At 31.6% G+C, this 22,969-nt stretch carries 19 protein-coding genes and 1 pseudogene; 11 read left to right on the top strand and 9 right to left on the bottom strand.

The genetic code is table 11. The features are described from left to right. Nucleotides 1-632 precede the first annotated feature (632 nt). From BQ4446_RS08780 to BQ4446_RS02040, 11 genes and pseudogenes are all read left to right on the top strand, one after another. Nucleotides 633-1,483, top strand: a pseudogene (locus BQ4446_RS08780) (MerR family transcriptional regulator). A gap of 777 nt (nt 1,484-2,260) precedes the next feature. Further along, entirely contained in the window at nt 2,261-2,695 is a 435-nt protein-coding gene (locus BQ4446_RS02085; RefSeq protein ID WP_071026232.1) for a MarR family winged helix-turn-helix transcriptional regulator, read from the top strand. Beyond that, the gene (locus BQ4446_RS02080; protein ID WP_071026231.1) at nt 2,688-4,229 is read left to right on the top strand and encodes an ABC transporter permease/substrate-binding protein; all 1,542 of its coding nucleotides are present in this window, start codon (nt 2,688-2,690) and stop codon (nt 4,227-4,229) included. The genes BQ4446_RS02085 and BQ4446_RS02080 overlap by 8 nt, the downstream gene beginning before the upstream one ends. Nucleotide 4,230: 1 nt before the next feature. Next, the gene (locus BQ4446_RS02075) at nt 4,231-4,962 is read left to right on the top strand and encodes an ATP-binding cassette domain-containing protein (protein WP_135100576.1); all 732 of its coding nucleotides are present in this window, start codon (nt 4,231-4,233) and stop codon (nt 4,960-4,962) included. Between the two features lie 5 nt (nt 4,963-4,967). Then, nucleotides 4,968-5,393, top strand: a complete 426-nt coding sequence (locus tag BQ4446_RS02070; protein WP_071026229.1) for an alcohol dehydrogenase catalytic domain-containing protein — start codon at nt 4,968-4,970, stop codon at nt 5,391-5,393. Nucleotides 5,394-5,998: 605 nt separating this feature from the next. After that, a complete protein-coding gene (locus BQ4446_RS02065; RefSeq protein ID WP_071026227.1) occupies nt 5,999-6,565 on the top strand; it encodes a TetR/AcrR family transcriptional regulator in 567 nt (188 codons plus the stop codon). Next, nucleotides 6,562-7,632, top strand: coding sequence for a DUF2871 domain-containing protein (locus BQ4446_RS02060; protein ID WP_209019091.1), 1,071 nt, complete (start codon nt 6,562-6,564; stop codon nt 7,630-7,632). Before BQ4446_RS02065 ends, BQ4446_RS02060 begins: the two co-directional genes overlap by 4 nt. Next, a complete protein-coding gene (locus BQ4446_RS02055) occupies nt 7,619-8,053 on the top strand; it encodes a hypothetical protein (protein WP_071026225.1) in 435 nt (144 codons plus the stop codon). Before BQ4446_RS02060 ends, BQ4446_RS02055 begins: the two co-directional genes overlap by 14 nt. A gap of 164 nt (nt 8,054-8,217) precedes the next feature. Further along, nucleotides 8,218-9,315, top strand: a complete 1,098-nt coding sequence (serC, locus tag BQ4446_RS02050) for a 3-phosphoserine/phosphohydroxythreonine transaminase (RefSeq protein WP_071026223.1) — start codon at nt 8,218-8,220, stop codon at nt 9,313-9,315. Then, nucleotides 9,302-10,468, top strand: coding sequence for a phosphoglycerate dehydrogenase (locus BQ4446_RS02045; protein WP_071028262.1), 1,167 nt, complete (start codon nt 9,302-9,304; stop codon nt 10,466-10,468). Before serC ends, BQ4446_RS02045 begins: the two co-directional genes overlap by 14 nt. 7 nt (nt 10,469-10,475) lie before the next feature. Continuing rightward, entirely contained in the window at nt 10,476-11,705 is a 1,230-nt protein-coding gene (locus tag BQ4446_RS02040) for a DUF1015 domain-containing protein (protein ID WP_071026222.1), read from the top strand. A gap of 111 nt (nt 11,706-11,816) precedes the next feature. Here the strand turns inward: BQ4446_RS02040 and BQ4446_RS02035 are convergent, their stop codons facing one another. The 9 genes from BQ4446_RS02035 to BQ4446_RS08360 all read right to left on the bottom strand — a co-directional run bounded on the left by BQ4446_RS02035 (nt 11,817) and on the right by BQ4446_RS08360 (nt 22,879). Continuing rightward, on the bottom strand, nt 11,817-13,310 hold the full coding sequence (locus BQ4446_RS02035; protein WP_071026220.1) for a helicase HerA-like domain-containing protein: 1,494 nt from the start codon (nt 13,308-13,310) through the stop codon (nt 11,817-11,819). Between the two features lie 182 nt (nt 13,311-13,492). After that, a complete protein-coding gene (locus BQ4446_RS02030) occupies nt 13,493-13,831 on the bottom strand; it encodes a mechanosensitive ion channel (RefSeq protein ID WP_071026218.1) in 339 nt (112 codons plus the stop codon). Between the two features lie 173 nt (nt 13,832-14,004). After that, nucleotides 14,005-14,232, bottom strand: a complete 228-nt coding sequence (locus BQ4446_RS02025) for a hypothetical protein (protein ID WP_071026216.1) — start codon at nt 14,230-14,232, stop codon at nt 14,005-14,007. Between the two features lie 111 nt (nt 14,233-14,343). Continuing rightward, nucleotides 14,344-15,012, bottom strand: coding sequence for a uracil-DNA glycosylase (locus tag BQ4446_RS02020; RefSeq protein ID WP_071026214.1), 669 nt, complete (start codon nt 15,010-15,012; stop codon nt 14,344-14,346). 8 nt (nt 15,013-15,020) lie between these two features. Beyond that, nucleotides 15,021-16,385: an NAD-binding protein gene (locus BQ4446_RS02015; RefSeq protein ID WP_071026213.1), complete on the bottom strand. Its 1,365-nt coding sequence runs from the start codon at nt 16,383-16,385 to the stop codon at nt 15,021-15,023. 3 nt (nt 16,386-16,388) lie between these two features. Continuing rightward, on the bottom strand, nt 16,389-17,834 hold the full coding sequence (locus BQ4446_RS02010) for a TrkH family potassium uptake protein (protein WP_071026211.1): 1,446 nt from the start codon (nt 17,832-17,834) through the stop codon (nt 16,389-16,391). Nucleotides 17,835-17,843: 9 nt separating this feature from the next. After that, nucleotides 17,844-19,235 (bottom strand): Trk system potassium transporter TrkA, encoded by a 1,392-nt coding sequence (trkA, locus tag BQ4446_RS02005; protein WP_071028260.1) that lies wholly within the window; start codon nt 19,233-19,235, stop codon nt 17,844-17,846. A 4-nt stretch (nt 19,236-19,239) separates the two neighbouring features. After that, complete coding sequence (locus tag BQ4446_RS02000; protein WP_245149641.1) at nt 19,240-20,379, bottom strand: cation diffusion facilitator family transporter; 1,140 nt, start codon at nt 20,377-20,379, stop codon at nt 19,240-19,242. Between the two features lie 211 nt (nt 20,380-20,590). Then, the gene (locus tag BQ4446_RS08360; RefSeq protein ID WP_071026210.1) at nt 20,591-22,879 is read right to left on the bottom strand and encodes an S-layer homology domain-containing protein; all 2,289 of its coding nucleotides are present in this window, start codon (nt 22,877-22,879) and stop codon (nt 20,591-20,593) included. Nucleotides 22,880-22,969 lie beyond the last annotated feature (90 nt).

Raw genomic sequence — 22,969 nt, 5'->3', positions numbered from 1 at the left:
TAAAAATTTGAAAATATCCTATAATTAGGTGGATTTAGTGGTACTATAAAAATTAGAACCTAGTATTTTGAATGGTTTGAGATATATTGTACGTTTGGAAAAGAAGAGTGGGAATAGTAGCAAAAAAATTAAAAAAACCTTGTAAATTCAACGGTTACAGAAGATGGAAAACTATAACTGGGATTAAAATGGGAACATTTGTAAAAAAGAATAAATTGAATAATAGTTCCAAGTGGTTTACATTTGGACAAAAAATTAGACCGTAGTTTCAAAGCTGTGGTCTTTTTGTATACATATTTTTATTTTAAAAATCTTGATTTTATAAAACTATGTAGGTTCTTCTAAATTAGAACATTAATTGAGGTAAATAAAATATTTAAAAATATAAAGAATGTAACAGGATAACTGAGGAAATATTTATATTATATAGCAAACAAGTAAATTATGCGACAATAAAATGTCGGTTTGAGTGTCGGTTTGAATAAGACTTAATAGAAAAGAAAATAAGCACTTTACAAAAACGTTCAGGCACTGTTTTGGTTTATAGAGAAGTGGGAATTTTATATAGTGTATAGGGCTTGACCTGTCCGTTGGGGACCGTGTTATCCTTTAATCAAAGGAGGTAGATAACCATGTTAAGAAGTGAAATTCAAAAAGAAACGGGTCTAACTAGGAAGGCAATAGAGTATTATGAAGATAAAGGACTTATCCATCCTCAGAAATCTGAGAATGGTTATAGAGACTATAGTACCAAGGATTTAGAAATTCTGAAAAGGTATCTATATTTAGAAAATTGGGAATGAGTATCTCAGATATTTATCAGTGTATATCGTCAGTTGGTGATACTCTGTCTTCTGTTTTAAGGGAAAAACAACATCAACTGGAGATTGAGGAAAAAAGGAAAGCAATACTAGAAATGATTGTTAAAGGTGAAAGTGATGAACTAATCAATGAGAAAGTTTCACTACTTGAGATGAAAGAAACTATCTATGAAAAACTAGAAATTGCTTTTCCAGGATATTTTGGACAAATGTTATTTGCTGCTTATCAACCATTTTTGAATAAACCATTAGAAAATGATGGTAAGAATTCTTTTTACAAATATATAGATTATCCTGATAGGCTTCCTTCGTTTGAATTAACTGAAGAAGAGAAGAAATATATTGAGAAGATTAGCTCGCCCTTTGATATGAAAACCTTAAAGGATGCAAATCAGGCTAAACTCGATGCTATTGAGAATCCAGAAAAGTGGATGAAAGATAATGAGGATGTAATTTCTCAATATGAAAGCTATAAAAATAGTTAAGAGTATCAAAATAGCATGATGAAACAGATCCAGGATAAGCTGCAAAACTTCATGAAGGAAAATCAATATTATGAAATAGCAATTCCACTTATTAGAAAATTTAGCAAGAGCTATGATAATTACTATAAGAAGTTGCTAAAGGCAAATGAACAGTATCTAAATAATAAATATAAATAATCATAGGTAAGCACTTACTTGTACTTAGTAGGTGCTTTTTCTATGCCCAAATGTAAAGAGTTTCAAGGTTAAGAGAAATAATTTAATTGTATCAAAGACGGTTGGAAACTAGACATGGATTGAGGATTCGGTACAGGGACGGGATTAAAAATTTGAAAATGTATTATATTTAGACGGCTTAACGAAATTAAAAAAAAGAACCTTGTATTTTGAACGGTTTGAGATGTATCGTATATTTGAAAAGAAGTAGTAAAAAAATTAAAAGCTTTGTAAAATCAACGGTTACAGAAGATGAAGAACTGTAACTGGGATTAAAATGGGAACATTTGTAAAAAAGAATAAACTAAATAATAGTTCCAAGTGGTTTACATTTGGATAAAAAATTAGACCGTAGTTTCAAGCTGCGGCCTTTTTGTATACATATATTTATTTTAAAAATCAAAAAAATTCAACTAAAAATATATTTAACATATGAAGAAAAAAACTTTTGAAAAGAAAAAGCAACTTGCAAAACCATGTCCTACTTTCTAAAAAATGTGTATTAGAAAAATACCTTCTATAAAATCAACTCTAAATTTGCCAATAGATTACATTATTAAGAGTGAAAAAACTGAAAAATATATTTAGACATCACAGATATACAATTGATTGTAATATCATATAATTGTAACTTACTGCAGAGGGTAGGTAATTAATGATTAGTTGTTGACAAAGGTAATTCTATATAGTAGTATCTCCATATAAAATAGTTCTATATAGAATCTAAAGGAGATGGAAATGAAAATAGAAGGTGGATATTTAATTGGTAGAGCAAAATTCCTTAGTGGAAGAAAACTGAATAAACTGTTTTCTGAATACGGTCTTACTGAATTTAATGGTGAACAGGGCAAAATTTTATACTATTTATGGAAAAAGGATGATTTTAGCAGTACAGATTTATCCTTAGAAACGGGGCTTGCAATCAACACTTTGACGAATATGCTTAATAAAATGGAGCAAGAGGATTTAATTTACCGAAAACAATGTGATAGGGATAAAAGAAAGAAATATATATTTCTAACGGAGAAAGGAAGATCTTTAGAAACGAAATCTAAAATTGCAACTGATAGAATGAATGAGATTTTTTATAAGGATTTTTCGCTAAAAGATATAGAAACATTTGAAAATATGTTGAGAAAAATTATTTCAAATTTGGAGGAAGAAGATGATTAATAAAATTTTTGAAGAGATATCAAGTAACTCGTCGTTTTATCTAAACTTATTGAAGGAGCATATAGTTATCACATTTACAGCAGTTATTATTGCAGTAGTAGTAGGATTATCTATTGGTATATTTATTTCTCAAAAACCTAAAATCGCAGGGTATTTCATATCTGTAGTAGGTATAGCCTATACTATTCCGTCAATAGCACTTTTGGGTTTTTTGATTCCTTTGACTGGAATAGGTAATACAACAGCAATAATTGCACTTACTATATACGCATTATTACCTATCGTCAGAAGCACCTATGTAGGGATAACTAACATAGACCCTAAAATTATTGAAGCAAGTAGGGCTATGGGTAGCAAAGAATCTCAAACCCTATTTAAGATTAAGCTTCCTCTAGCGTTTCCAGTAATATATTCTTCTATTATGAATATGGTTACCATGACAATAGCTTTAGCTGGTATTGCATCTTTCGTAGGTGCAGGTGGTTTAGGTGTGGCAATTTATAGAGGAATTACTACGAATAATGATGTATTGATTTTAATAGGGAGTTTTTTAATTGCCTTATTGGCGCTAACTGTTGATGGTTTTTTAAGCTTACTTGGAAAAGTAATATCTAGTCATAAATTAAAAAAACTTGCAAATAAAAAAATGAAAATAGCATTGGTATCATTAATTATCATAGCTTTATTAAGCTCTGTTCTTTATCAGAGAGGAAGAAATGATAGCATAGAAATTGCTTCAAAGCCAACAACAGAAGGATATATATTGGCTGAAATCGTTGGAGAGCTAATAAAAAATGGCACCAGTTTAGATGCAAATATCACACATGGAATTGGCGGTGGGACATCAAACATTCACCCTGCGATTGTAAAGGGAGATTTTGATATGTATCCTGAATATACAGGGACTTCTTGGCAAATAGTGTTAAAGAAAACCAATCCTTATACTAATGAGCAATTTGATGAGCTTGAAAAAGAATATAGAAAACAATACAAATTGACATGGAAAGGAATGTTTGGATTTAATAATACTTACAGCTTGGGAATAAGGAAAGATTTGGCAGATAAATACAATATTAAGACATTTTCCGACTTGGCAAAGTATGCAGGAGATTTTATATTTGGAGCTGAATATGATTTCTTCGAAAGAGAAGACGGATATAATGCACTCGCCGATGCTTATAAATTCCAATTTAAAAAGACTGTAGATATGGATAATGGTCTTAAATATCAAGCATTATATGACAAAAAAATTGATGTTATGACTGTATTTACAACAGATGGGCAAATAACAAATCCAAGAATCGTAGTTCTTGAAGATGATCTAGGTTTTTATCCGAAATATATGGCGGGTATGGTTGTAAGAGAAGAAATACTCAAGAAACATCCTGAATTAAATGCAGTTTTAGAAAAATCAAACGGTTTAATTGATGAAAGTACTATGGCAACTCTAAATAATAAAGTTGAAATTGAACAAAAGAATCCAAGTGATGTCGCAAAAGAATTCTTGAGGGAAAAAGGACTTTTGGAGGAATAAAATGAGTAAAATAATAGAATATAAGAATATTGGTAAATCCTACAATGGGAAATGGGTAGTTAGAGATTTTAACCTCAGCATAAATGAGGGAGATTTTATCTGTATAGTTGGAACATCTGGTTCAGGGAAAACCACTCTCCTAAAAATGATAAACGGGTTACTTAAGCCTGATGAAGGAGAAATATTGGTCTCAGGAAAAAATATATTGGACGAAGATATTATCTCACTTAGAAGAAAAATTGGCTATGCAATTCAAGGTAATGGACTTTTTCCCCACATGACGGTTTCAGAAAACATAGGCTATGTTCCAAGGCTTGAAAAAAGAAATGAAAGAGAAATAAATGAGATTGTTGACAATATGCTGGGTCTTGTAGGTTTATCTTTAGATATAAAAGAAAAATATCCTGACCAATTATCCGGAGGTCAGCAACAACGTGTAGGTATTGCAAGAGCATATGCTAATTCTCCCCTTATACTTTTAATGGACGAGCCGTTTGGTGCGGTTGACGCAATAACAAGATATCAACTCCAAGAGGACTTGAAAGAAATCTATAAATTTACGAAATGTACCATAATCTTTATTACACATGATATTTATGAAGCTTTCAAAATGGGGACTCATATTTTGGTAATGGATGAGGGAAAAACTCAACAATTTGGGACAACAGAAGCAGTACGGAACAATCCTGCTAATGATTTTGTTAAAAAACTGATAGAAATGAAGAGGTTATAAAAAATATGAAAGCAGTTGTAGTTTATGAAGCTGGCGAAACAGATAAGTTAGTGGTTCAGGAAGTGCTAAAACCTAAAATCAAAGAGGGATGGTCGCTTATAAAAGTAAAGGGATTTGGAATTAATCGTTCAGAAATCTTCACTAGAAAAGGATATTCGTCAAGCTTTAAATTCCCAAGAATACTTGGGATTGAATGTGTTGGAATTGTTGAGAAGAGTGAGAAATTTCAGGCAGGAGAAAAGATAGTATCAATAATGGGAGAAATGGGCAGAGCCTTTGACGGGAGTTATGCCGAGTATGAAGATAAATCTATAATGCTTGATATGCTTGATATGCTTGGGAAGCTTATGAGTTGTGTGAGTCGGTATCACGTTTCAAAAAATAGAGGTAAATCCTTGTCTGGATGGATACTACTTACAAGTTATGATTGAAAGACGTGCTCTTTTTAACTTAATTAAATCAAATTTCAATAGCATTTTAAAAAACAATATTTGTAAATGTAATTTACAGCTCCAATTATATATTAACATTGACTAGCACAGGATATGTATCGTTTAAATTCTATATAATAAGACTGTAAAAAAAGGCACCTACACTGCCATCTCAAGCAGCGGAGAGTAGAAGAAAATAGGAAGAATATTAGATTATGGTAAAGAACGATTACCGTAGATAAAGAAATTGTATCCATTGCGGTCCTTTGTATCAAAGACAGTATTAAACTAGTACTAGTTTCCGGTACTGGAACTGGGACGGGACTAAAAATTTGAAAATGTTCTATAATTAGATGGATTTAATGATATTAGAAAAAATGGAATCTAGTATTTTGAATAGTTTGGGATATATTGTACGTTTGAAAAAGAAGAATGGGAGTAATTGAAAATACTTTGTAATTAGCTAAATATGCACAAGATAAAAATTAAACGTAACAAAATCATAACAAAGAACAAAGCATCCGATTAAACAGGGTGCTTTTTTGTTATTGACAAATGACAAGGCGTCACTTATAATGACAATGTGTCATTTTAGGAGGGGTTTTATGCCTAAGAATACTTATTTTAATTTAAATGATGAAAAGAAAAAAATGGTCTATGATACTTTAAGATGTTCTTTTGAAAAGAAGTCTATAAGGGATATTACTGTTAAAGAATTAGTTGATGAGTTAAAGATTCCTAGGGGGAGTTTTTACCAATATTTTGATTCTATTGAGGATGCTTATTTTTATGTTTTAGAGAAAGAAATTGTTGAAATTCACGATCTTTTTTTAAATCTTTTGAGGGACAATAATTTGAATCTTATTTCAGCTCTTGATTTATTTGCCAATATTCTTGCTGATGAAATTTTTAAGGAAAAAAATTATAAGTTATATAGAAGCAGGTATATATCTTTTGATACAGATCTTGAAAATAAATGGAAGGCTCTAAGGTCAAAAAATCCAGCTTGCCAAAATCCTATGTTTTCTCTCGTGGACTGTGAAAAATTAAATTTTATAAGTTCTGTTGTCCATTCTCTTGTAAAAAGGCTATTTAACGAAAATTGGGACAGGAAGGATTTTCTCGACCATTATAAGTTATATATTAATTGGATAAAGGAGGGAATAAGATGATGATGTATTTAATAGAGGTTTTTTTTGATATTTCTTATCTTTGTATAATTCTTGGCCTTGGTTTTAGGCTTTTGCTAGAAAATAATAGGGATGCTAAAAAATTTGCTTTAATGACTCTTATTCTTGGTCTTGGTGATGGTGCTCATCTTTTGCCAAGAATTGTTAGTAATCTTACTGTAAATGGATTTGAAAAATATGTCTTCTTCCTATCATGGGGTGAATTTGTAACTAGCATAACGATGACTTTTTTCTACCTTCTTTTTTACGATTACTACAAAAAAATTAGTGGGGATAATAATAGAAATAAAACTATCGCCATTTATTTTTTAGCGGCCATAAGGATTATATGTGTTCTTCTTCCTCAAAATTTGTGGAGCAGTTCTGGAAATTATCTTTTCTCTATTATAAGAAATATTCCCTTTGCAATAATGGGTCTAGTCCTAATAATTTGGACTTTCAAATTTAGGAAAAAGGAAGGTCTTGAAAATGTCAGCCTTTTAATTACAGCAAGTTTTATTTGCTATTTACCAGTTGTTGCCCTTTCAAGATTTTTTCCTCTTTTCGGTCTATTAATGATTCCAAAAACTGTTGCCTATGTTCTCCTTGTCCTAAGAGGTTTTCAATATTTTATTAAAGACTTTGAAGTTGAAAATATTTTAAAAGATTCTGTAGTATTTTTAATTATGGGTCTTTTAGGTGGAGTTTTTTATAGAGAATTTACTAAGACCTATTCATGGGAAGAGTTTACAAGCCTTGGACTTGTTCACACTCACCTTATGGTCCTTGGTTTTCTTTTCTTGTTAATTTTTTATATTTTAGTGAAAAATGATTTAGAAAAAATCTATGAATTTAAAAAGCCTTTGGTTCTTTATATTAGCGGCCTTACATGGACTATAATTTCCTTAATCTTAAGAGGAATTTATACAATAACTTCTCCCAGTATAATTATATTTCCAGACAGTGCTTTGTCAGGGCTTGCAGGAATTGGTCACCTTATGCTTGGATTCGGAATAATTTGGCTTGTGCTAAAGCTTTTAAAAAGAGAAGTTAGATATGCAAAAGTTTAATATTAAAAAATTATATATGGTACCTAAAAAAAATCTTTTAACCATTGCTGGCCTTGTGTGGTCTATGGCTGGTTTTAACGTTTTAAGGCTGGGCTTAATTTCTTACGGGAAAATCTCCATAAATTTTCTTTGGCCCTTCCTTTCCATTTGCACCTTTGCTGCCTTTGGATTTATGTTTCTTACTATGGCAAAAAAACATACAAAAAGAATTTTAAATTCTAAGGATGATTTCAAACCCTTTTGGACTTTTTTTGACCTTAAATCATATCTTGTAATGATTTTTATGATGGCATCTGGCATAGGCCTTAGAGCTTCTAATCTTTTATCCCATAGTTTTATAGGCTTTTCTTATAGCGGCCTTGGATCTGCTCTTTCCCTTTCGGGCCTTTATTTTTTGAGAAGAAGAATTAAAAATGAATAATTTAAAATTAATAAAAACTATGCCAGGAAAAATTTCCGCCCAAAAATATGTAAATTTCTAGCAAAATTTTGTATTTAGACTTGCATATTTATAAATCCTGAACTATAATATAAAAATCTAGTATTTTACTATGTTAAATTAATAGTTTATTAAAGGAGGAAGAAATGAATAGGATTTATAATTTTGCTGCCGGTCCATCTCAATTACCCCTAGATGTTCTGGAAGAAGCAAAAAGAGATTTGTTGAATTATAAGGGGAGCGGAATGTCAGTTATGGAAATGAGTCATCGATCTTCCTCCTATAAAAAAATTCAGGAAGAAGTAGGAGAGAGAATTAAACATTTGATGGGTCTTGGAGATGATTACGACATTTTATTTTTGCAAGCTGGCGGAAGTCTTCAATTTTATATGGTGCCCTTAAATTTCTTAAAGGGTGATGAAGTGGGATCCTATCTAGTTACCGGTTCTTGGGCCAAAAAAGCCTATGATGAAGGGACTAGATTTTTTAATACTCAAAAACTTGCCAGCTCTGAAGATAAAAATTTTTCCTATATACCTGAAATTAATTTAGATAATTTAGACCCAAGAACAAAATTTTTGTATCTTTGCACAAATAATACAATTTACGGAACTAGAATTAGTCCGGATTTAATACCGGAAAATCTGAAACCCCTTCTCGTTGCCGATATGTCTTCAAATATTTTGTCTGAAGTCTATGACTTTAACAAATTCGATTTAATTTTTGCAGGAGTTCAAAAAAATCTTGGCCCAGCAGGAGTTGTTATTGTATTAATTAGAAAGGGAACTTTGGAAGACCGTAATGACCTGCCAACTATGCTTGATTATAGGACCCATATTTCTAAAGATTCAATTTATAACACTCCGCCCTGTTTTAATATTTATATGTGCGGTCTTGTTGCCAAATATTTGGAAGATAATGGCGGAATTTTAGAATTTCAAAAGAAAAATGAAGAAAAGGCAAAACTTTTATATGATTATATAGATAATTCAAAAATTTTCACAAATCCAGTGAATAAAGAAGATAGATCACTTATGAATGTAACTTTTGTTACAGGTTCAAAGGACCTTGACGAAAAATTTGTAGAGGGAGCGAAAGATAGAGGCCTTGAAAATTTAAAGGGTCATAGGTCTGTTGGCGGTATGAGGGCAAGTATTTATAATTCCATGACCATAGATGGCGTAAAAGCGCTTATAAATTATATGGAGGATTTTGAAAAGGAGCATAAAAATGGCAATTTATAAAATAAAAACTTTAAATAATATTTCAGACAAGGGTCTTGACCTTTTTGATGATGATTTTATCTTTGGCCCCGATATTGAAGAGCCTGATGCAATTCTTGTTAGGTCCGCAAAAATGCATGACTATAATTTTTCAAAAAACACAAGAATGGTTGCAAGGGCAGGGTCAGGGACAAATAATATTCCCATAGAAAAATGTTCAGAACTTGGAATTATTGTTTGCAATTCTCCTGGTGCCAATGCAAATGCAGTAAAGGAAGAAGTTTTATTTGCCCTCCTTTTAGGAACAAGAAAATTTTTAGAAGCTATGGCCTGGGTAAAAAATACCAAGAGTGATGAAATTGAAAAGGAAGTTGAAGCAGGAAAAAAGGCCTTTGTCGGATCAGAACTTAGGGGCAAAAAGCTTGGTGTTATTGGCCTTGGTGCCGTTGGTCAGCTTGTTGCTGAAATGGGAGTAAGCCTTGGCATGGATGTTTATGGTTACGACCCTTTCATAACTTTGCGAGGCGCCCTTAGGCTTGACACAAATGTAACTTACCTTGAAAAACTTGAAGACCTAATGAAAATTTGCGATTTTATTACGATCCACGTTCCCTATAATGAAGGGACCAAGAATATTATTAATAAAGAACTTCTTGACCTCGCCAAACCACAAATGACTTTAATAAACCTTGCCCGTGGCGGCCTTGTAGACCTAGAAGCCTTAAAAGAAAAACTCGAAAAAGACCAAATAAATAAATATATTTGCGACTTCCCAAGCAGGGAAACTTTAGCTATGAAAAACACAATTAATATTCCTCACCTTGGCGCATCAAGCCCTGAATCTGAAGAAAATTCAGCATCCATGGCTGTAAGGCAAATGATGGACTACTTAAAAAATGGAAACATAAAAAATTCTGTCAACTATCCCGCCTCTGACATGGGCATTTGCAAGTCAATCCACAGGATTACTGTTGCTCACAAAAATATTCCCAATATGCTTGGACAAATTACAAATATTATTGCAGAAGAAGAGATTAACATTTCAAATCTAATAAATAACCATAGAAATGGCTGGGCCTATACTATGATTGATATTGATTCAGAAGTAAAAGAATCTCTAAGACATAAACTTAATGCCATTGACGGCGTTACAAGAGTTAGGCTAATAAAGTAGGTGACTTATGGTAAAATTTAAAAAATTTGAAAGTCTTATGCCAAAAAAAGAATTTTTAAAGACGATATCTGCCCTTCCCTATGACGTTTTTTCTATAGATGAAGGAAAAAGTGAAATTGTAAAAAATCCCCTTTCCTTTTTGTCTGTTGACCTGCCCCTTGCCACAATAAATGAAGAAACCTCAGAAAATGACCCTAAAATTTATGAAAAGGCCCTGGAAAATTTTAAAATTTTAAAGGAAAGATCCTATGAAAAAGATAAAGAGAAAAGACTTTATCTTTACGAGCTGACAATGAATGAAAAAAGTCAACTTGGCCTTGTATGCTGCCTTTCAGCTGATGACTACCAAAAGGGAATCATAAAACGTCACGAATTTACAAGAAAGGATAAGGAAGAGGATAGGACAAAGCACATAGAAAAATTAAATGCCCACACCGGTCCTGTTTTTCTTGCCTTTAAAGAAAATGAAAAGCTTGAAAATTTAATGAAAGCTGAAAGTCAAAAAGAGCCTTACGGAGATTTTATATCCGATGACGGAGTTAGGCACAGAGTTTGGAAAGTTAGTATTGAAAAGTCAGATGAAATTATTTCTGCCTTTAAAGATATTAAAAATTTATATATTGCCGATGGCCACCACAGGTGTCAGTCAGCCTTAAATGTCTGCCTTAAAAGAAGAGCGGAAAATTCTTCCTATGATCCTGATGCAGAATTTAATTATTTTTTAGGTGTTTGTTTCCCTCAAAAGCAGCTAAATATTTTAGATTATAATAGGCTGGTAAAGGACTTAAATTCCCTTTCTGTGAATGAATTTTTAGAAAAGATTTGTAAAAAATTTTGCTTGCAAAAGATGGGCGATAAAATGATTAAGCCTGCAAAAAAAGGTGAATTTTCTATGTATCTTGAAGGTGTTTCCTATAAATTAAAAATTAAGGAAGATTTTATAGAAGATGATCCCGTTTTGTCCCTTGACGTTTCAATTCTTCAAAATAATTTGCTTGACCCCATTCTTGGAATTAAAGATCCTAGAACTGACAAGAGAATTGATTTTGTTGGCGGAATTAGGGGGCTTGACGAACTTGAAAAAAGGACAAGGGAAGATATGAAAGTTGCCTTTGCCCTTTATCCAACATCTATGGACGAGCTTTTAAAAGTGGCTGATAGTGGCCTTGTTATGCCTCCAAAATCTACTTGGTTTGAACCAAAACTAAGGTCTGGGATTTTTATCCATGAAATTTAAATAATAGATAAAAATTTATAGCATTTTAAAGGGGACCTTCCTTACTTTTACTTGTAAAGTATGGACTGTCCCCTTTTTATTTTGAAATTTGAAAAATTTAATTCATCTTTTTTATCTTTTCCTAAGAGAGCCTAAAATCCCCCTTGCTATTTCTCTGCCAATTGTCCTTGTTATTGTTCCAAGCATAGAATCTATGCCCTTATTTACATAACGCAAATCCTTAGACCTCTTTTTTTCTAAGGCTCTTTCTGCTTTCTCCCTTTCCTTTTCTTCCTTTTCCCTTAATTTTTTCTCTTCTTCAGCTTTTTTTGCCTTTTCAAGGGCCGCATTTTCTTGCCTAATTTTTTCGCTTAAAACTTCAAAGGCTGAAATTCTATCAAGGCCTTCAAAATATTTGCCATAGAGATTTGAATTTTTAAAAATGACTGTCATCTCATCATCAGTTAATAGCTTAAAGGAAGAATGAGGCGGACGAATTATAACTTTTTCTAGGGGAAGGGGAATCCCATTTTCATCAAGACTTTGGACAAGGGCAAATCCCGTTCCTAGATTTTGCAGTTCTTCTTCAGTATTTAAATCTTGATTTTTTCTTAAACTTCCAGCAACATCTTTTAAATTTTTAACTTCCTTTGGAGAAAAGGCTCTTAGCTGATGAATAATCTTTGTGGCAAGCTGAGATGAAATTTCATCAGGAAGGTCAAGAGGACTTTGGCTTATGAAAAATATGCCCACGCCCTTGGACCTAATAAGCCTTACAACCTGAGTGATTTTTTCCATTAGAGCCTTGGAAATATTTTTAAAAAGAAGATGAGCTTCGTCAAAGAAAAATACTATTCTAGGCTTTTCAGGATTTCCAATTTCTGGCAGCTTTTCAAAAAGTTCTGAAAATAAATAAATCAAAAAAATTGAATAAAGTCTTGGAGAATTTATAAGTTTTTTTGAATTTAAAATATTTACATAGCCCCTGCCTTCGGAGTTTGTAGCAATAAAATCCATAACGTTGCAAGATGGTTCTCCAAAAAATTCATTGCCTCCTTCTTCTTCCAAAAGCAAAAGTTTTCTTTTAATGGCTGATAGGGAAGATGAAGTGATGTTACCATATTTTTTTGAAAGCTCCTCCCTTTTTTCATTGATATAATCAATTAATTGGTTCAAATCTTTAAGGTCAATTAAAAGCAGGCCATTTTCATCACAGTATTTAAAAATAATATTAATTATTCCCTCTTGGGTTTCATTTAAATCTAAAACTTGGGACAAAAGAAGAGGGCCAAGTTCTGATAACGAAACCCTAAGTTTAATGCCTTTCTCTCCATAGACATCCCAAATATTTGTGGGATAGGATTTAAAATCAAAATTTTCAAGGTCAAGATTTTTTACTCTCTTTTCAACATTCTCATTATTTTCTCCCACCTTAGAAATATTTGAGAGATCACCCTTCACATCACTTACAAAAGTTGGAACTCCCATATCTGAAAGCTCTTCGCACAAAACTTTTAAGGTAACAGTTTTGCCGCTTCCCGTTGCTCCTGCAATTATTCCATGCTGATTTAATTTATCTCCTCTTAAATAATATTTTTCCTTTCCTTTTCCTAAAAAAATACTCATATTAACCTCCAAATGGAATTTATTTATTCCTTTTCAATCCTTAAATATTGGGGCACTGGCATTTTAATTCCCGCTCCTGCAAAGGCATCAAAAAGGACATTTTCAAAAATCATCTTATTTTTTCCCGTATCCTTATATGATGTAAAATACTGGATATAAATTCTAAAACCGTTGGCTTTAATTTACCTTCTGATTATGGCCTTGACTTCATAATCTGTAAGTTCTAATTTTTTGGCAAACTTTTCAAGTTTTTCTGCCTTATCATCTTGCCTATATCCTTCAATAATTAAATTTTGCTTTTCATAGGCAACCTTGCCAGCAATTTTCATTACCTTTTCCATATCCTCATTAAAATCAACTAAAATATAGGTTTCCTGAATAAGAAATAGGTCGCCACGAGAATAATTTATAAGGGTCTTTTCAAAAATATATCTGTTGGTAAGACTAATGTATCTGCTCGTTGGCGAAAGAGAGTCCACAATGCCTCCAAGTTCCAAAAAATTAAACTGAAAAATGTCCATATCCACAACCTCGCCCTTATTTTCTTAACTTCAATAAAATCTCCCATGTAAAAGGGATGGCGAATAGATGTGTAAAAATATGCCATAATATCCACGACCATATTCTTTAAAGCTAAGGTGAAAAAAACTAAAAAAAGACCAAAGATAATGGCAAAAGCCTTTAAATCCTTAAATCAAGTAAAGGCCACAAGAGAAAGGATAATAAGACTTAAAATTGCCCTTGTTATTCTTGTAATTTTATTGGCAATTTTTTCCTTAGAAAAAATTTTGTGGGCTGCAAATTTTATTAAAAGGCCTATTAAATAGCCTACAAAAACAATTATTATGGACTGGATTAATTGAGCAATAAAGGCTTCGTAGTTTTCAACGCCTTCCTCTAAATATCTTAAATAATTAGACAAATTAATCTCCTTTAAATTTATTATAATAATAGTTTATCATATTTCATGGGCTAAATTTTTTAATAATTTAAAAATTTCTATAAAAAAAGACCCCTAAGGATCTTTAAAAAATTATTTTATTTGCCAACTTGGCGAGCTTATTCCATTTTCTTCTAAAAACTTATTGGCCCTTGAAAAAGGTTTTGAACCAAAAAATCCCCTGTAAGCTGAAAGAGGTGAAGGATGAGGTCCTTCAATGACTAGGTGCCTTTTATTTGTTATAAACTTTTTCTTGGATCTTGCGTGCCCCCCCCATAGTATAAAGACAACAGGCTCTTTTTTCTCATTAATTATTTCAATTACCCTATCCGTAAAAAATTCCCAGCCTATTTTGGAGTGGCTCATGGGCATATTTTTTCTAACTGTTAGAGTGGTATTCAAAAGCATAATCCCATCATCTGTCCACGATTTTAAATAGCCAGTTTTTGGAACTAAGCATCCCAAATCATCATGCAGCTCCTTATAAATATTTTCAAGAGATGGAGGGATTTTCACGCCCCTATTTACAGAAAATGCAAGACCATGAGCCTGACCAGGATTATGATAGGGATCTTGACCTAAAATTAAAATTTTTAAATCCTTAAAGGCAGTATAATTAAAGGCATTAAAAATATCCTCTGCCTTGGGATAGATTTCAAAATTTTTATATTCATAAATTAATAATTTTCTCAAATTTATGTAATAGGGCTTTTGAAATTCATCTTTCAAAAGATCAGTCCAGTCATTTTTTAAAAAATTCATAAGTTCTCCTAAGAAAAAATATGGAAAAAAGGTGCCCTATAATTGGGATCAATAAATTTTATAAGGTCCTTTCTCTTTTCATTTGTCGCAAAGATTACAAGTCTATCTCCATTTTCAATTTTAGAATTGCCCCTTGGTATTATGGCAAGGCCATCTTTTCTAATTATTCCGCCAATAATAATGCCCTTGGGAATTTCTAAATCCTTTAAGGCTTTACCAACGGCTGGGAAATTGTCAGAAATTGCAATTTCAAAAACCTGAGCAAGACCTCCAAAAATAAAGTTTACGGAAATTTTTGTTTCCTTAGAAATTTTATTTATAATTTGGCTGGCAATTAGGGTTGTTGGCTCAATATGGGCATAAAGACCTAGTGAATCAATCATCCCAGTATAGATATCATCTTTTAAGACAACAACAGTTTTTTTAACTCCAAGATTTTTCGCCATAAGGGAAAGAACAATATTTAGCTCATCATTTTTTGACATAACAACAAAAATACTAGATTCTTTCAAACCCTCATCTACTAAAAGATTTTTTTCTCTAAAGGATTTATTTACAACAAAGGCAGAGGGGATTTTATTTCTAAAGAAATTTGCTTTTTTTACATCCTCTTCAATAATTTTTAAATTTATATCTTCAATTTTTGAAATTATTTGATTTACAATTAAATCTCCACCAATAACTGTAACGTTCCTATTGCTTATGGATTTTTTTATCATAAAATGACTCATCTTGAAATTTTTTATATCTCTAGAAAGACCCATTAAATATAGGTAGTCGCCTCTTTCAAGGACAGTTTTTCCATTTGGTGTAAAAAGTTTCGGACCTCTTAAAATTGCAACAACAAGAATTGTGGCAAGTGATCCAATGTCTTCAAGGGCCATATTTTCAAATTCCTTGTCCATATCCACAAGGTGGCCTGCAACTTCAATTTTATCCTTGCCAAAATAATCGGCCTTATAATAATTTGTGTGGCCAATAATATTGGTGAGATACTTGCCAATTTCATAATAGGGATTTAAAACTTCATCAATATTTAAAGAATCCTTTAAATATTCTATTTCATTTAAAGAATCAATTTGATTAAGCCTTACAAAAGTTTTAACAGGAAAATTTCTAGCTACACTTGCAATTAAAAGATTGGTCTTGTCTTGATCAGTTATTGCCAAAACATAGTCATACTCTCTAAAGTCAAGGTCCTTTAAATTGTCATCCTCTAAAATATCCATACTTTTGACATTGATCCTAGAACTTTTTAAAAATTCATAATCTTGGGGGTCCTTATCTATTACATCTATGTCAAAATTTTCATAAGATAGGGTCTCAATAACTTTTGAACCCACTCTTCCGGACCCTATTATTAAAATTTTCATGGCTTATTTTATCTCCTTCAAATATTTCTTTCTTGAGAATAAGGCAAGAATTGTGAAAAATTCAAGCCTTCCAAGTAGCATTAAAAAGCTGAAATATAATTTATAAAAATTGTTAAAGTCGGCAAAATTTCTTGTTGGGCCTACTGCTGCAAATCCAGGACCTACATTTGAAAGCATTGTTGCAACTGAAGACATAGATGACACAAGATCAACTCCCGTTAGGGTTATAAGTCCAACAGAAAAGACAAAGACCATAACATAAATTCCAAAAAATCCATTAATTCCTTGGACAAGTTCTTCACTTAATATTCTGCCATTTAAAGAAATTGGTAGAACGGCCCTAGGATGGACTACTCTTCTTATCTCTCTTTTAATCGATTTTACTAAAACAACAATTCTTATAACCTTAAGTCCGCCTGCTGTTGAACCAGCACAGGAACCAATAAACATTAGGACAAATAAAATATATTTTGAAAATGAAGGCCAAATGTCAAAATCCTTTGATACAAAACCTGATGTTGATGCAATGGATGTTACCTGAAATGTTGCATCTCTAAAGGAATCAAAGGGATTTGAATATCCATTTTTATATAGGTCAAGGCTAATTAAAAATATGGCACCAAAAATTAATATTATATAAAGCCTTAATTCTTCGTTAGTTATAATTTCCTTAAATCTTTTTTTGTAAAGAGAATAATAAATTGAAAAGTTATTGCCGCAAAGGAACATAAATACGGACATTATAAATACAATTGGTGTGGAATAAGACGTTATCGAATCGTTTTTTGACGAAAATCCGCCAGTTCCCACAACTCCAAGAGTATGAACAATTGAATCAAATGGATTCATACCTGCTACAAATAATAAAACAAATAAGGCAAAAGTTATAACAATATAAATTAAATATAATTTTTTTGCCGTATCTGCAATTGTGGAGTCAATTTTTCCCTTAACGGGACCTGGTGATTCTTTTTTAAAAATTTGAAAACCCCTAATCCCAAGTTTTGGAAGTAGGGAAACTGTAAAAACTAAAATTCCCATGCCGCCAATCCAATGGGTAACGCTCCTCCAAAGGATAAGGGATTTTGGAAATGACTCTATATTTGAAATAACTGTTGCTCCTGTTGTTGTGAAGCCTGAAACTATTTCAAAAAATGAATCTGCAAAGGACATATTCATATCAACCATAAGGGGAAGGGCCCCAAAAATTGAAACTGAAATCCAGGCATAGCTAACAATAACAAGTCCATCAGCTGGTGCAAGATTTTTATGTTTTGTTTCAATAAATCTGGTTGCTAGACCCACAAGAATTAAAATAATAATTGTAAAGATAAAGCCCCTAGCAGAACCGTCCCCCATATAAAGGGCAATTATTAGTGATGGCAGCATAAAAACCGCTTCAATTATTAAGATTAAGCCAATTATTTTGGCAATTAAATAATGATTCATCTATTCACCTTAATTTTCATTATTTCCTCTAATTATATCTACAACATCTTGAAAAAATGATTCGTGTCTAAATAATTTTCTCATAGCATTAACTTCTTTTTTTGTAGCAAAAACTACAGCTCTATCGCCTTCTTTAAGGACAGTTAAACCATTTGGCACATAAGTTTCATCGCCCCTAATTACTGCAATAAATAAAACTCCTGAAGGTAAGTCCAAATCCTTTAGGGCCTTTCCACAGACAATTTGCCCCTTTTTAACAATAAATTCATTACATTCCACTTGACCATTTAAAAGTAGGGAAACTGCCTGAGTATCACTACCTCTTATTACCTTTAAAATTTCGGAAGCTGTAATATAGGATGTATTAAAAACTGCATCAATATTTAATTTGTCAATGATACCGTCATAATTTGTCCTTGAAATTTTTGCAACTGACTTATAAAGGCCTGCTCTTTTAACAACAAGGCTCATCAAAAGATTTGCTTCATCAATTCCTGTTGCCGCCACATAGGCATCAAAGGTATGAAACATTTCTTCTTCCAAAAGATTGATGTCAGTTCCGTCACCATTAATCACTTCAACTGCTGGGAGTTTTTCCTTTATATTTAAACATTTATTTTTATTTATTTCTATTACTGTAACTTCAATTCCTTCATTTATTAGGAGGCTGGCAAGATAAAAACCAACTTTTCCCCCTCCAAGGATCATAACTTTTCTTACATTTTTAACCTTATTAATCCCTGAATAATTTCTGTCAAATTTTTCAATATCTTCCGCCGTGCCCGCAAGTAAAATTACATCATCATTTTTTAGTTCCGTCATCCCATTTGGGACAATGGCCCTTCCTTCTCTTGAAATTGCAGCAACAAGAAGACCCTTAAAGGCACTAAGGTCAATTAATTTTCTGCCAACAAATTCTAGATCTTGGGCAATATTAAACTCCACAAGTTTAACTTTGCCCCCTGCAAGTTCATCAGCATATAGCTGATATTTTTTTAAGAGGTATTTGTCAATGACCTTGGCTGTTGTATAGTCGGGGTTAATTATTTTATCTATTTCAAGTTCACTTGACATAAAATCCAAATATCTTCTATATTCAGGGTCCCTTACTCTTGCTATAGAATATTTTGCCCCAAGTTTTTTAGAAATGGAGCATAAAATTACATTTGCTTCGTCATTTGTTGTTGTGGAAATTACAACGTCAAATGTTGAAATATCAAGTTCCTTTAAAACGCCAAAGTCAAGAGCATTGGCACAGACAGTAAAAACATCTAAAACATTAGACACATTTTCAATTACATCTTCATTGTTATCAACAACATAAATTTCGTATCCCTCAGTTAAAAGGGAGCCGGCAAGTTTAAAGCCTAATTTTCCGGCGCCAACTATAAGTGCTTTCATAATATTAAAAAACTGCATTGAGCCTAATTACAAATTTGTAGTCAGGAAAATATTCTTTTAACTCTTCAATTACAGTTTCTTTTAGTTCCCCCTTTGCCATATCATCTTTTATCTCTCTTGCATTATATGTTAAATCTACATGAATGTGATCTCCATCCCTAACTATATCATAGGCAGAATAGAGATTTGAATTTTCTCTAATAATTAAATTTAATCTTTTCCTTATATTTTCAATCATTTCACTAGAAGATCCATGAGGATCAGTGTGAATAATAAGTCTTATTCCCAAAAGTTCTGAAACTTCTCTTTCCACCTTATCAATAATATTATGGACCTCTTCAAGATTTAAATTATAGGCAATCTCCACATCAATAATTACAATGACATTTTCAGGACCAAAATCTGTAACAATAATAGAATGTACATTAGAAATCCCTTCATAGGCTGAAACTTTTGAAACAATTTCCCTTTTCAGCTCCTCATTTAAACCCCTGCCTATTAAAATTGAAATAGTTTCAAAAATAAGTCTTATGGCATTAAAAACAATAAAAATTGCCACAGCAAAACCGACAAAACCATCGACCTTGTAGGCAAAATATTTTTCTACAATAACTCCCAAAAGAACTACAAGTGAAATCAAAACATCAGATCTAGCATCTTCAGCCTGAGCCTTAAGTGTTGTGGAATTAATTTTTTTTGACTCCCTTAAATAAAAATGTTGCTGCCAAATTTTAACAATTATGGAAATAGCAAGCAAAATCTGGGTGTAAAGGGGATAATTAATTGAAACAGGATGAATAATTTTGAAAAATGAAGTATAGGCAAAACTTAGTCCTACAACGAGAACCATCCCGCTTACAACAAGAGTTATTAAATATTCAATCCGCCCATGACCATAGGGATGAACTTCATCTTTTGGCTTTTGAGCAAATTTTATTCCGACTATAGAAATTATTGAAGATGCACAGTCAGTAATATTATTTATAGCTTCAGATAAAATGGACATAGAATGAGTGAAAAGATAAATTATAAGCTTTATAAAAGCTAAAAAAAGATTGGACAAAAGACCTAAAAAAGATGCCCTTGCACTAATTTTTTGCCTATAATTTGCACTTTTTTTGAAATTTTTATTATTTCTTATCATATATCCACCTTATTAATTCATATTGTAACAGAACTTAGGGCCTTTTCATAGAAATACTTTAATCATACCCATATATTTTACAGTTTTTAAAGGATAAAACCTAATAAATTTATGTGAAATTTTTATGTCCTATAATTTAAAAATTTTTAAAAAAGAAACGGTGCGAAATTTAAAATTTCTCACCGAATTCTTCTTAAGAATTTTAAGCTTCTTATTTAATTTTATCAATAACACTTGCTATTTGTGCTCTTGTTAAATTTGTCTTTGGACTAAATTTCCCATCGCCCATGCCTTCAATTATATTTAACTTTGATAGCTTTTCTACAGAATCTTTTGCCCAAGTTGAAATTTCTTTCGCATCCTTAAAGTTTTTACCTTCTTTTTCTTCTTTAAGATTTAAGTTTATTAGATCTTTAAATCTTACAAGAAAAGCTGCCATTTCTTCTCTTGTCATTTCCTTATCTGGTGCAAAGGTGTCCTCATCTATTCCAAAGACTATTTTATTTTCAAGGGCCCAAGCAATATAAAGACTATAATATTTTTTGCTATCTACATCCTTGAATTTTTTAAGTTCAAATGTTGAAGGGTCAATTCCCGCTCTTCTTCCAAGGATCGTTACAAATTCTGCCCTTGTTATTTTTTCATTTGGTTTAAAATCATTTCCCTTTACTATATCCTTAAAGTAGTTTTGTTCTAGTGCATATTTTATTTGTCTTTCAGCCCAGTGTCCTTTTATATCCTTGTAGACAATTTTATCTTCTGCTTTTTTTCCCAGTTTGTTGTCTATTACATTTTGTGGACTCTCCTTAGAATTTTCCTTTGCCATAATTATTGCACCTGTTTTAACAGGATAGGTTTTTGAATGGCTATGGCTAATCCTAAAGTCATTATCCCTTCTTGAAGGAATAATTATTTGCGGCTCCTTATCCTTTGGCTTAGGATTTACTTTCTTTTCTGCTGCTTTTGTTTTTGCTTCTTCTGTTATTGTCTGAACAGCTTCCTCTGTTTTTGCTAATTCCACTTTATCTATAAAGCTTTGCTTTTCGTCGCCTAGATCTTCTAGTTTACTTATTTCTTCTTTTGCTTTGGCCTTTGCTTCTTGTAGTTTTTTTGCTTCGGCTTCTTTTTTCGCAGCTTCTTCTTTTTCTTTTTGCTCTTTTTCAGCTTTTTCTTTTGCAGTATTATTTTCTTCTCTTGCCTTAACTAATATTTCATTAACTTTAGAAATTTCTGTGGCTTCTGTAATTTGTTTTGTATATGTTTCTTTATTTTCAAGATATTTTAAGCCGCTAATTTCTTCTTTTGCATTGGCTTTTGCTTCTTGTAGTTCTTCTTTTTCTTTTTGCTCTCTTTCAGCTTTTTCTTTTGCAGTGTTATTTTCTTCTCTTGCCTTAACTAATATTTCATTAACTCTAGAAATCTCTGTGGCTTCTGTAATTTGTTTTGTATATGTTTCTTTATTTTCAAGATATTTTAAGCCGCTAATTTCTTCTTTTGCATTGGCTTTTGCTTCTTGTAGTTTTTTTACTTCGGCTTCTTTTTTCGCAGCTTCTTCTTTTTCTTTAGTTTCTTTTTCTTCTTTTGCTTTTTTGTCTTCCTTTTTTGCCCTAGCTAATATTTGTTCAACCCCATATACTGTGCCTGCATTGTCAATGTCAGATTTATAAGATTCTTTTTTATCTTTTGCAAGATATGTTAATTTTTCAATAGTATCTTTTGCCTTTTCTTGTGTTTCTTTCAGTACTTTTGCACCATCATTAGCACCGCTCGCAACATTATATACTCCGTTAACACCTATTTTGCTTGTTTCTTTATCTATTTGTTTTTTATAATATTCTTTTTGTTCCCTAGTTAAAAACTCCATTTTTTCAATATTTTTCTTATATTCTTCTTTCAAATCCTGCACTTCAGCTTTATATAATTCATCATTTACACTTGTTTCATTGTCTTTAATGCTTATTTGATGTTTATGGTCTGCCTTTTGTTTATCAGTAAGATTTTTTAAATTATCAACTTTCTTTGTTGCCTCTATTTTCTTATCTTGTAATTTTCCTTTTTTAACTACTTTATTAATATCTTTTTCACTTGTTTTGCTATTTATTTCATCTTTTAAAGTATCCCTTTGTTCTTGACTAAGATTCTCAAGCTTATCAACTTCTTCTTTTGCTTTCTTTTTAACATCTTCTAAATCTATATCATTTTTTTCTGCAAAAGCATTAAAACGCATTCCTTTGTCTACTCCAACAAAAAAATAGCTTCTAGTAGAATTTTTAGCATCTGTTTCTACTTTTAAAGTAAACTTATTATTATGTAAAATATTCTCTTTTGTATTTAAGTTTACATATTCCTTAGCTAATGAATTTTTACTTGCAATTTTTACCAAATCACAAGCCTTAATTTCATTATTGCTAAATTCTGCATATGCATCCATGCTTGTAAGTGGCAGCAGCATTAATGCGGCAGGTAAAACTGCAAAAAGCCTTGTAGTATATTTTTTCATAAATAATTCCTCCAACATTCATTATTTTTAAACTAAACTGGTTCTATCACTATTTGCTATTATCTTAGCAATGTTTTAAAAAAATTTTTG

Source organism: Peptoniphilus raoultii (genome assembly GCF_900099555.1).
Classification (GTDB): Bacteria; Bacillota; Clostridia; order Tissierellales; family Peptoniphilaceae; genus Peptoniphilus_A; species Peptoniphilus_A raoultii.
This window is presented reverse-complemented; position numbering and strand designations above follow the sequence as displayed.

Bases quoted from the DNA above. Each gene is read 5' to 3' on its own strand.
- BQ4446_RS02020 (WP_071026214.1), bottom strand. From the start codon at position 15,012: ATGAATTTTTTAAAAAATGACTGGACTGATCTTTTGAAAGATGAATTT.
- BQ4446_RS02010 (WP_071026211.1), bottom strand. From the start codon at position 17,834: ATGAATCATTATTTAATTGCCAAAATAATTGGCTTAATCTTAATAATT.
- BQ4446_RS02085 (WP_071026232.1), top strand. From the start codon at position 2,261: ATGAAAATAGAAGGTGGATATTTAATTGGTAGAGCAAAATTCCTTAGT.
- BQ4446_RS02060 (WP_209019091.1), top strand. From the start codon at position 6,562: ATGATGATGTATTTAATAGAGGTTTTTTTTGATATTTCTTATCTTTGT.
- BQ4446_RS08360 (WP_071026210.1), bottom strand. From the start codon at position 22,879: ATGAAAAAATATACTACAAGGCTTTTTGCAGTTTTACCTGCCGCATTA.
- BQ4446_RS02015 (WP_071026213.1), bottom strand. From the start codon at position 16,385: ATGAAAATTTTAATAATAGGGTCCGGAAGAGTGGGTTCAAAAGTTATT.
- serC (WP_071026223.1), top strand. From the start codon at position 8,218: ATGAATAGGATTTATAATTTTGCTGCCGGTCCATCTCAATTACCCCTA.
- BQ4446_RS02030 (WP_071026218.1), bottom strand. From the start codon at position 13,831: ATGGACATTTTTCAGTTTAATTTTTTGGAACTTGGAGGCATTGTGGAC.
- BQ4446_RS02070 (WP_071026229.1), top strand. From the start codon at position 4,968: ATGAAAGCAGTTGTAGTTTATGAAGCTGGCGAAACAGATAAGTTAGTG.
- BQ4446_RS02055 (WP_071026225.1), top strand. From the start codon at position 7,619: ATGCAAAAGTTTAATATTAAAAAATTATATATGGTACCTAAAAAAAAT.
- BQ4446_RS02000 (WP_245149641.1), bottom strand. From the start codon at position 20,379: ATGATAAGAAATAATAAAAATTTCAAAAAAAGTGCAAATTATAGGCAA.
- BQ4446_RS02040 (WP_071026222.1), top strand. From the start codon at position 10,476: ATGGTAAAATTTAAAAAATTTGAAAGTCTTATGCCAAAAAAAGAATTT.
- trkA (WP_071028260.1), bottom strand. From the start codon at position 19,235: ATGAAAGCACTTATAGTTGGCGCCGGAAAATTAGGCTTTAAACTTGCC.
- BQ4446_RS02075 (WP_135100576.1), top strand. From the start codon at position 4,231: ATGAGTAAAATAATAGAATATAAGAATATTGGTAAATCCTACAATGGG.
- BQ4446_RS02045 (WP_071028262.1), top strand. From the start codon at position 9,302: ATGGCAATTTATAAAATAAAAACTTTAAATAATATTTCAGACAAGGGT.
- BQ4446_RS02080 (WP_071026231.1), top strand. From the start codon at position 2,688: ATGATTAATAAAATTTTTGAAGAGATATCAAGTAACTCGTCGTTTTAT.
- BQ4446_RS02065 (WP_071026227.1), top strand. From the start codon at position 5,999: ATGCCTAAGAATACTTATTTTAATTTAAATGATGAAAAGAAAAAAATG.
- BQ4446_RS02035 (WP_071026220.1), bottom strand. From the start codon at position 13,310: ATGAGTATTTTTTTAGGAAAAGGAAAGGAAAAATATTATTTAAGAGGA.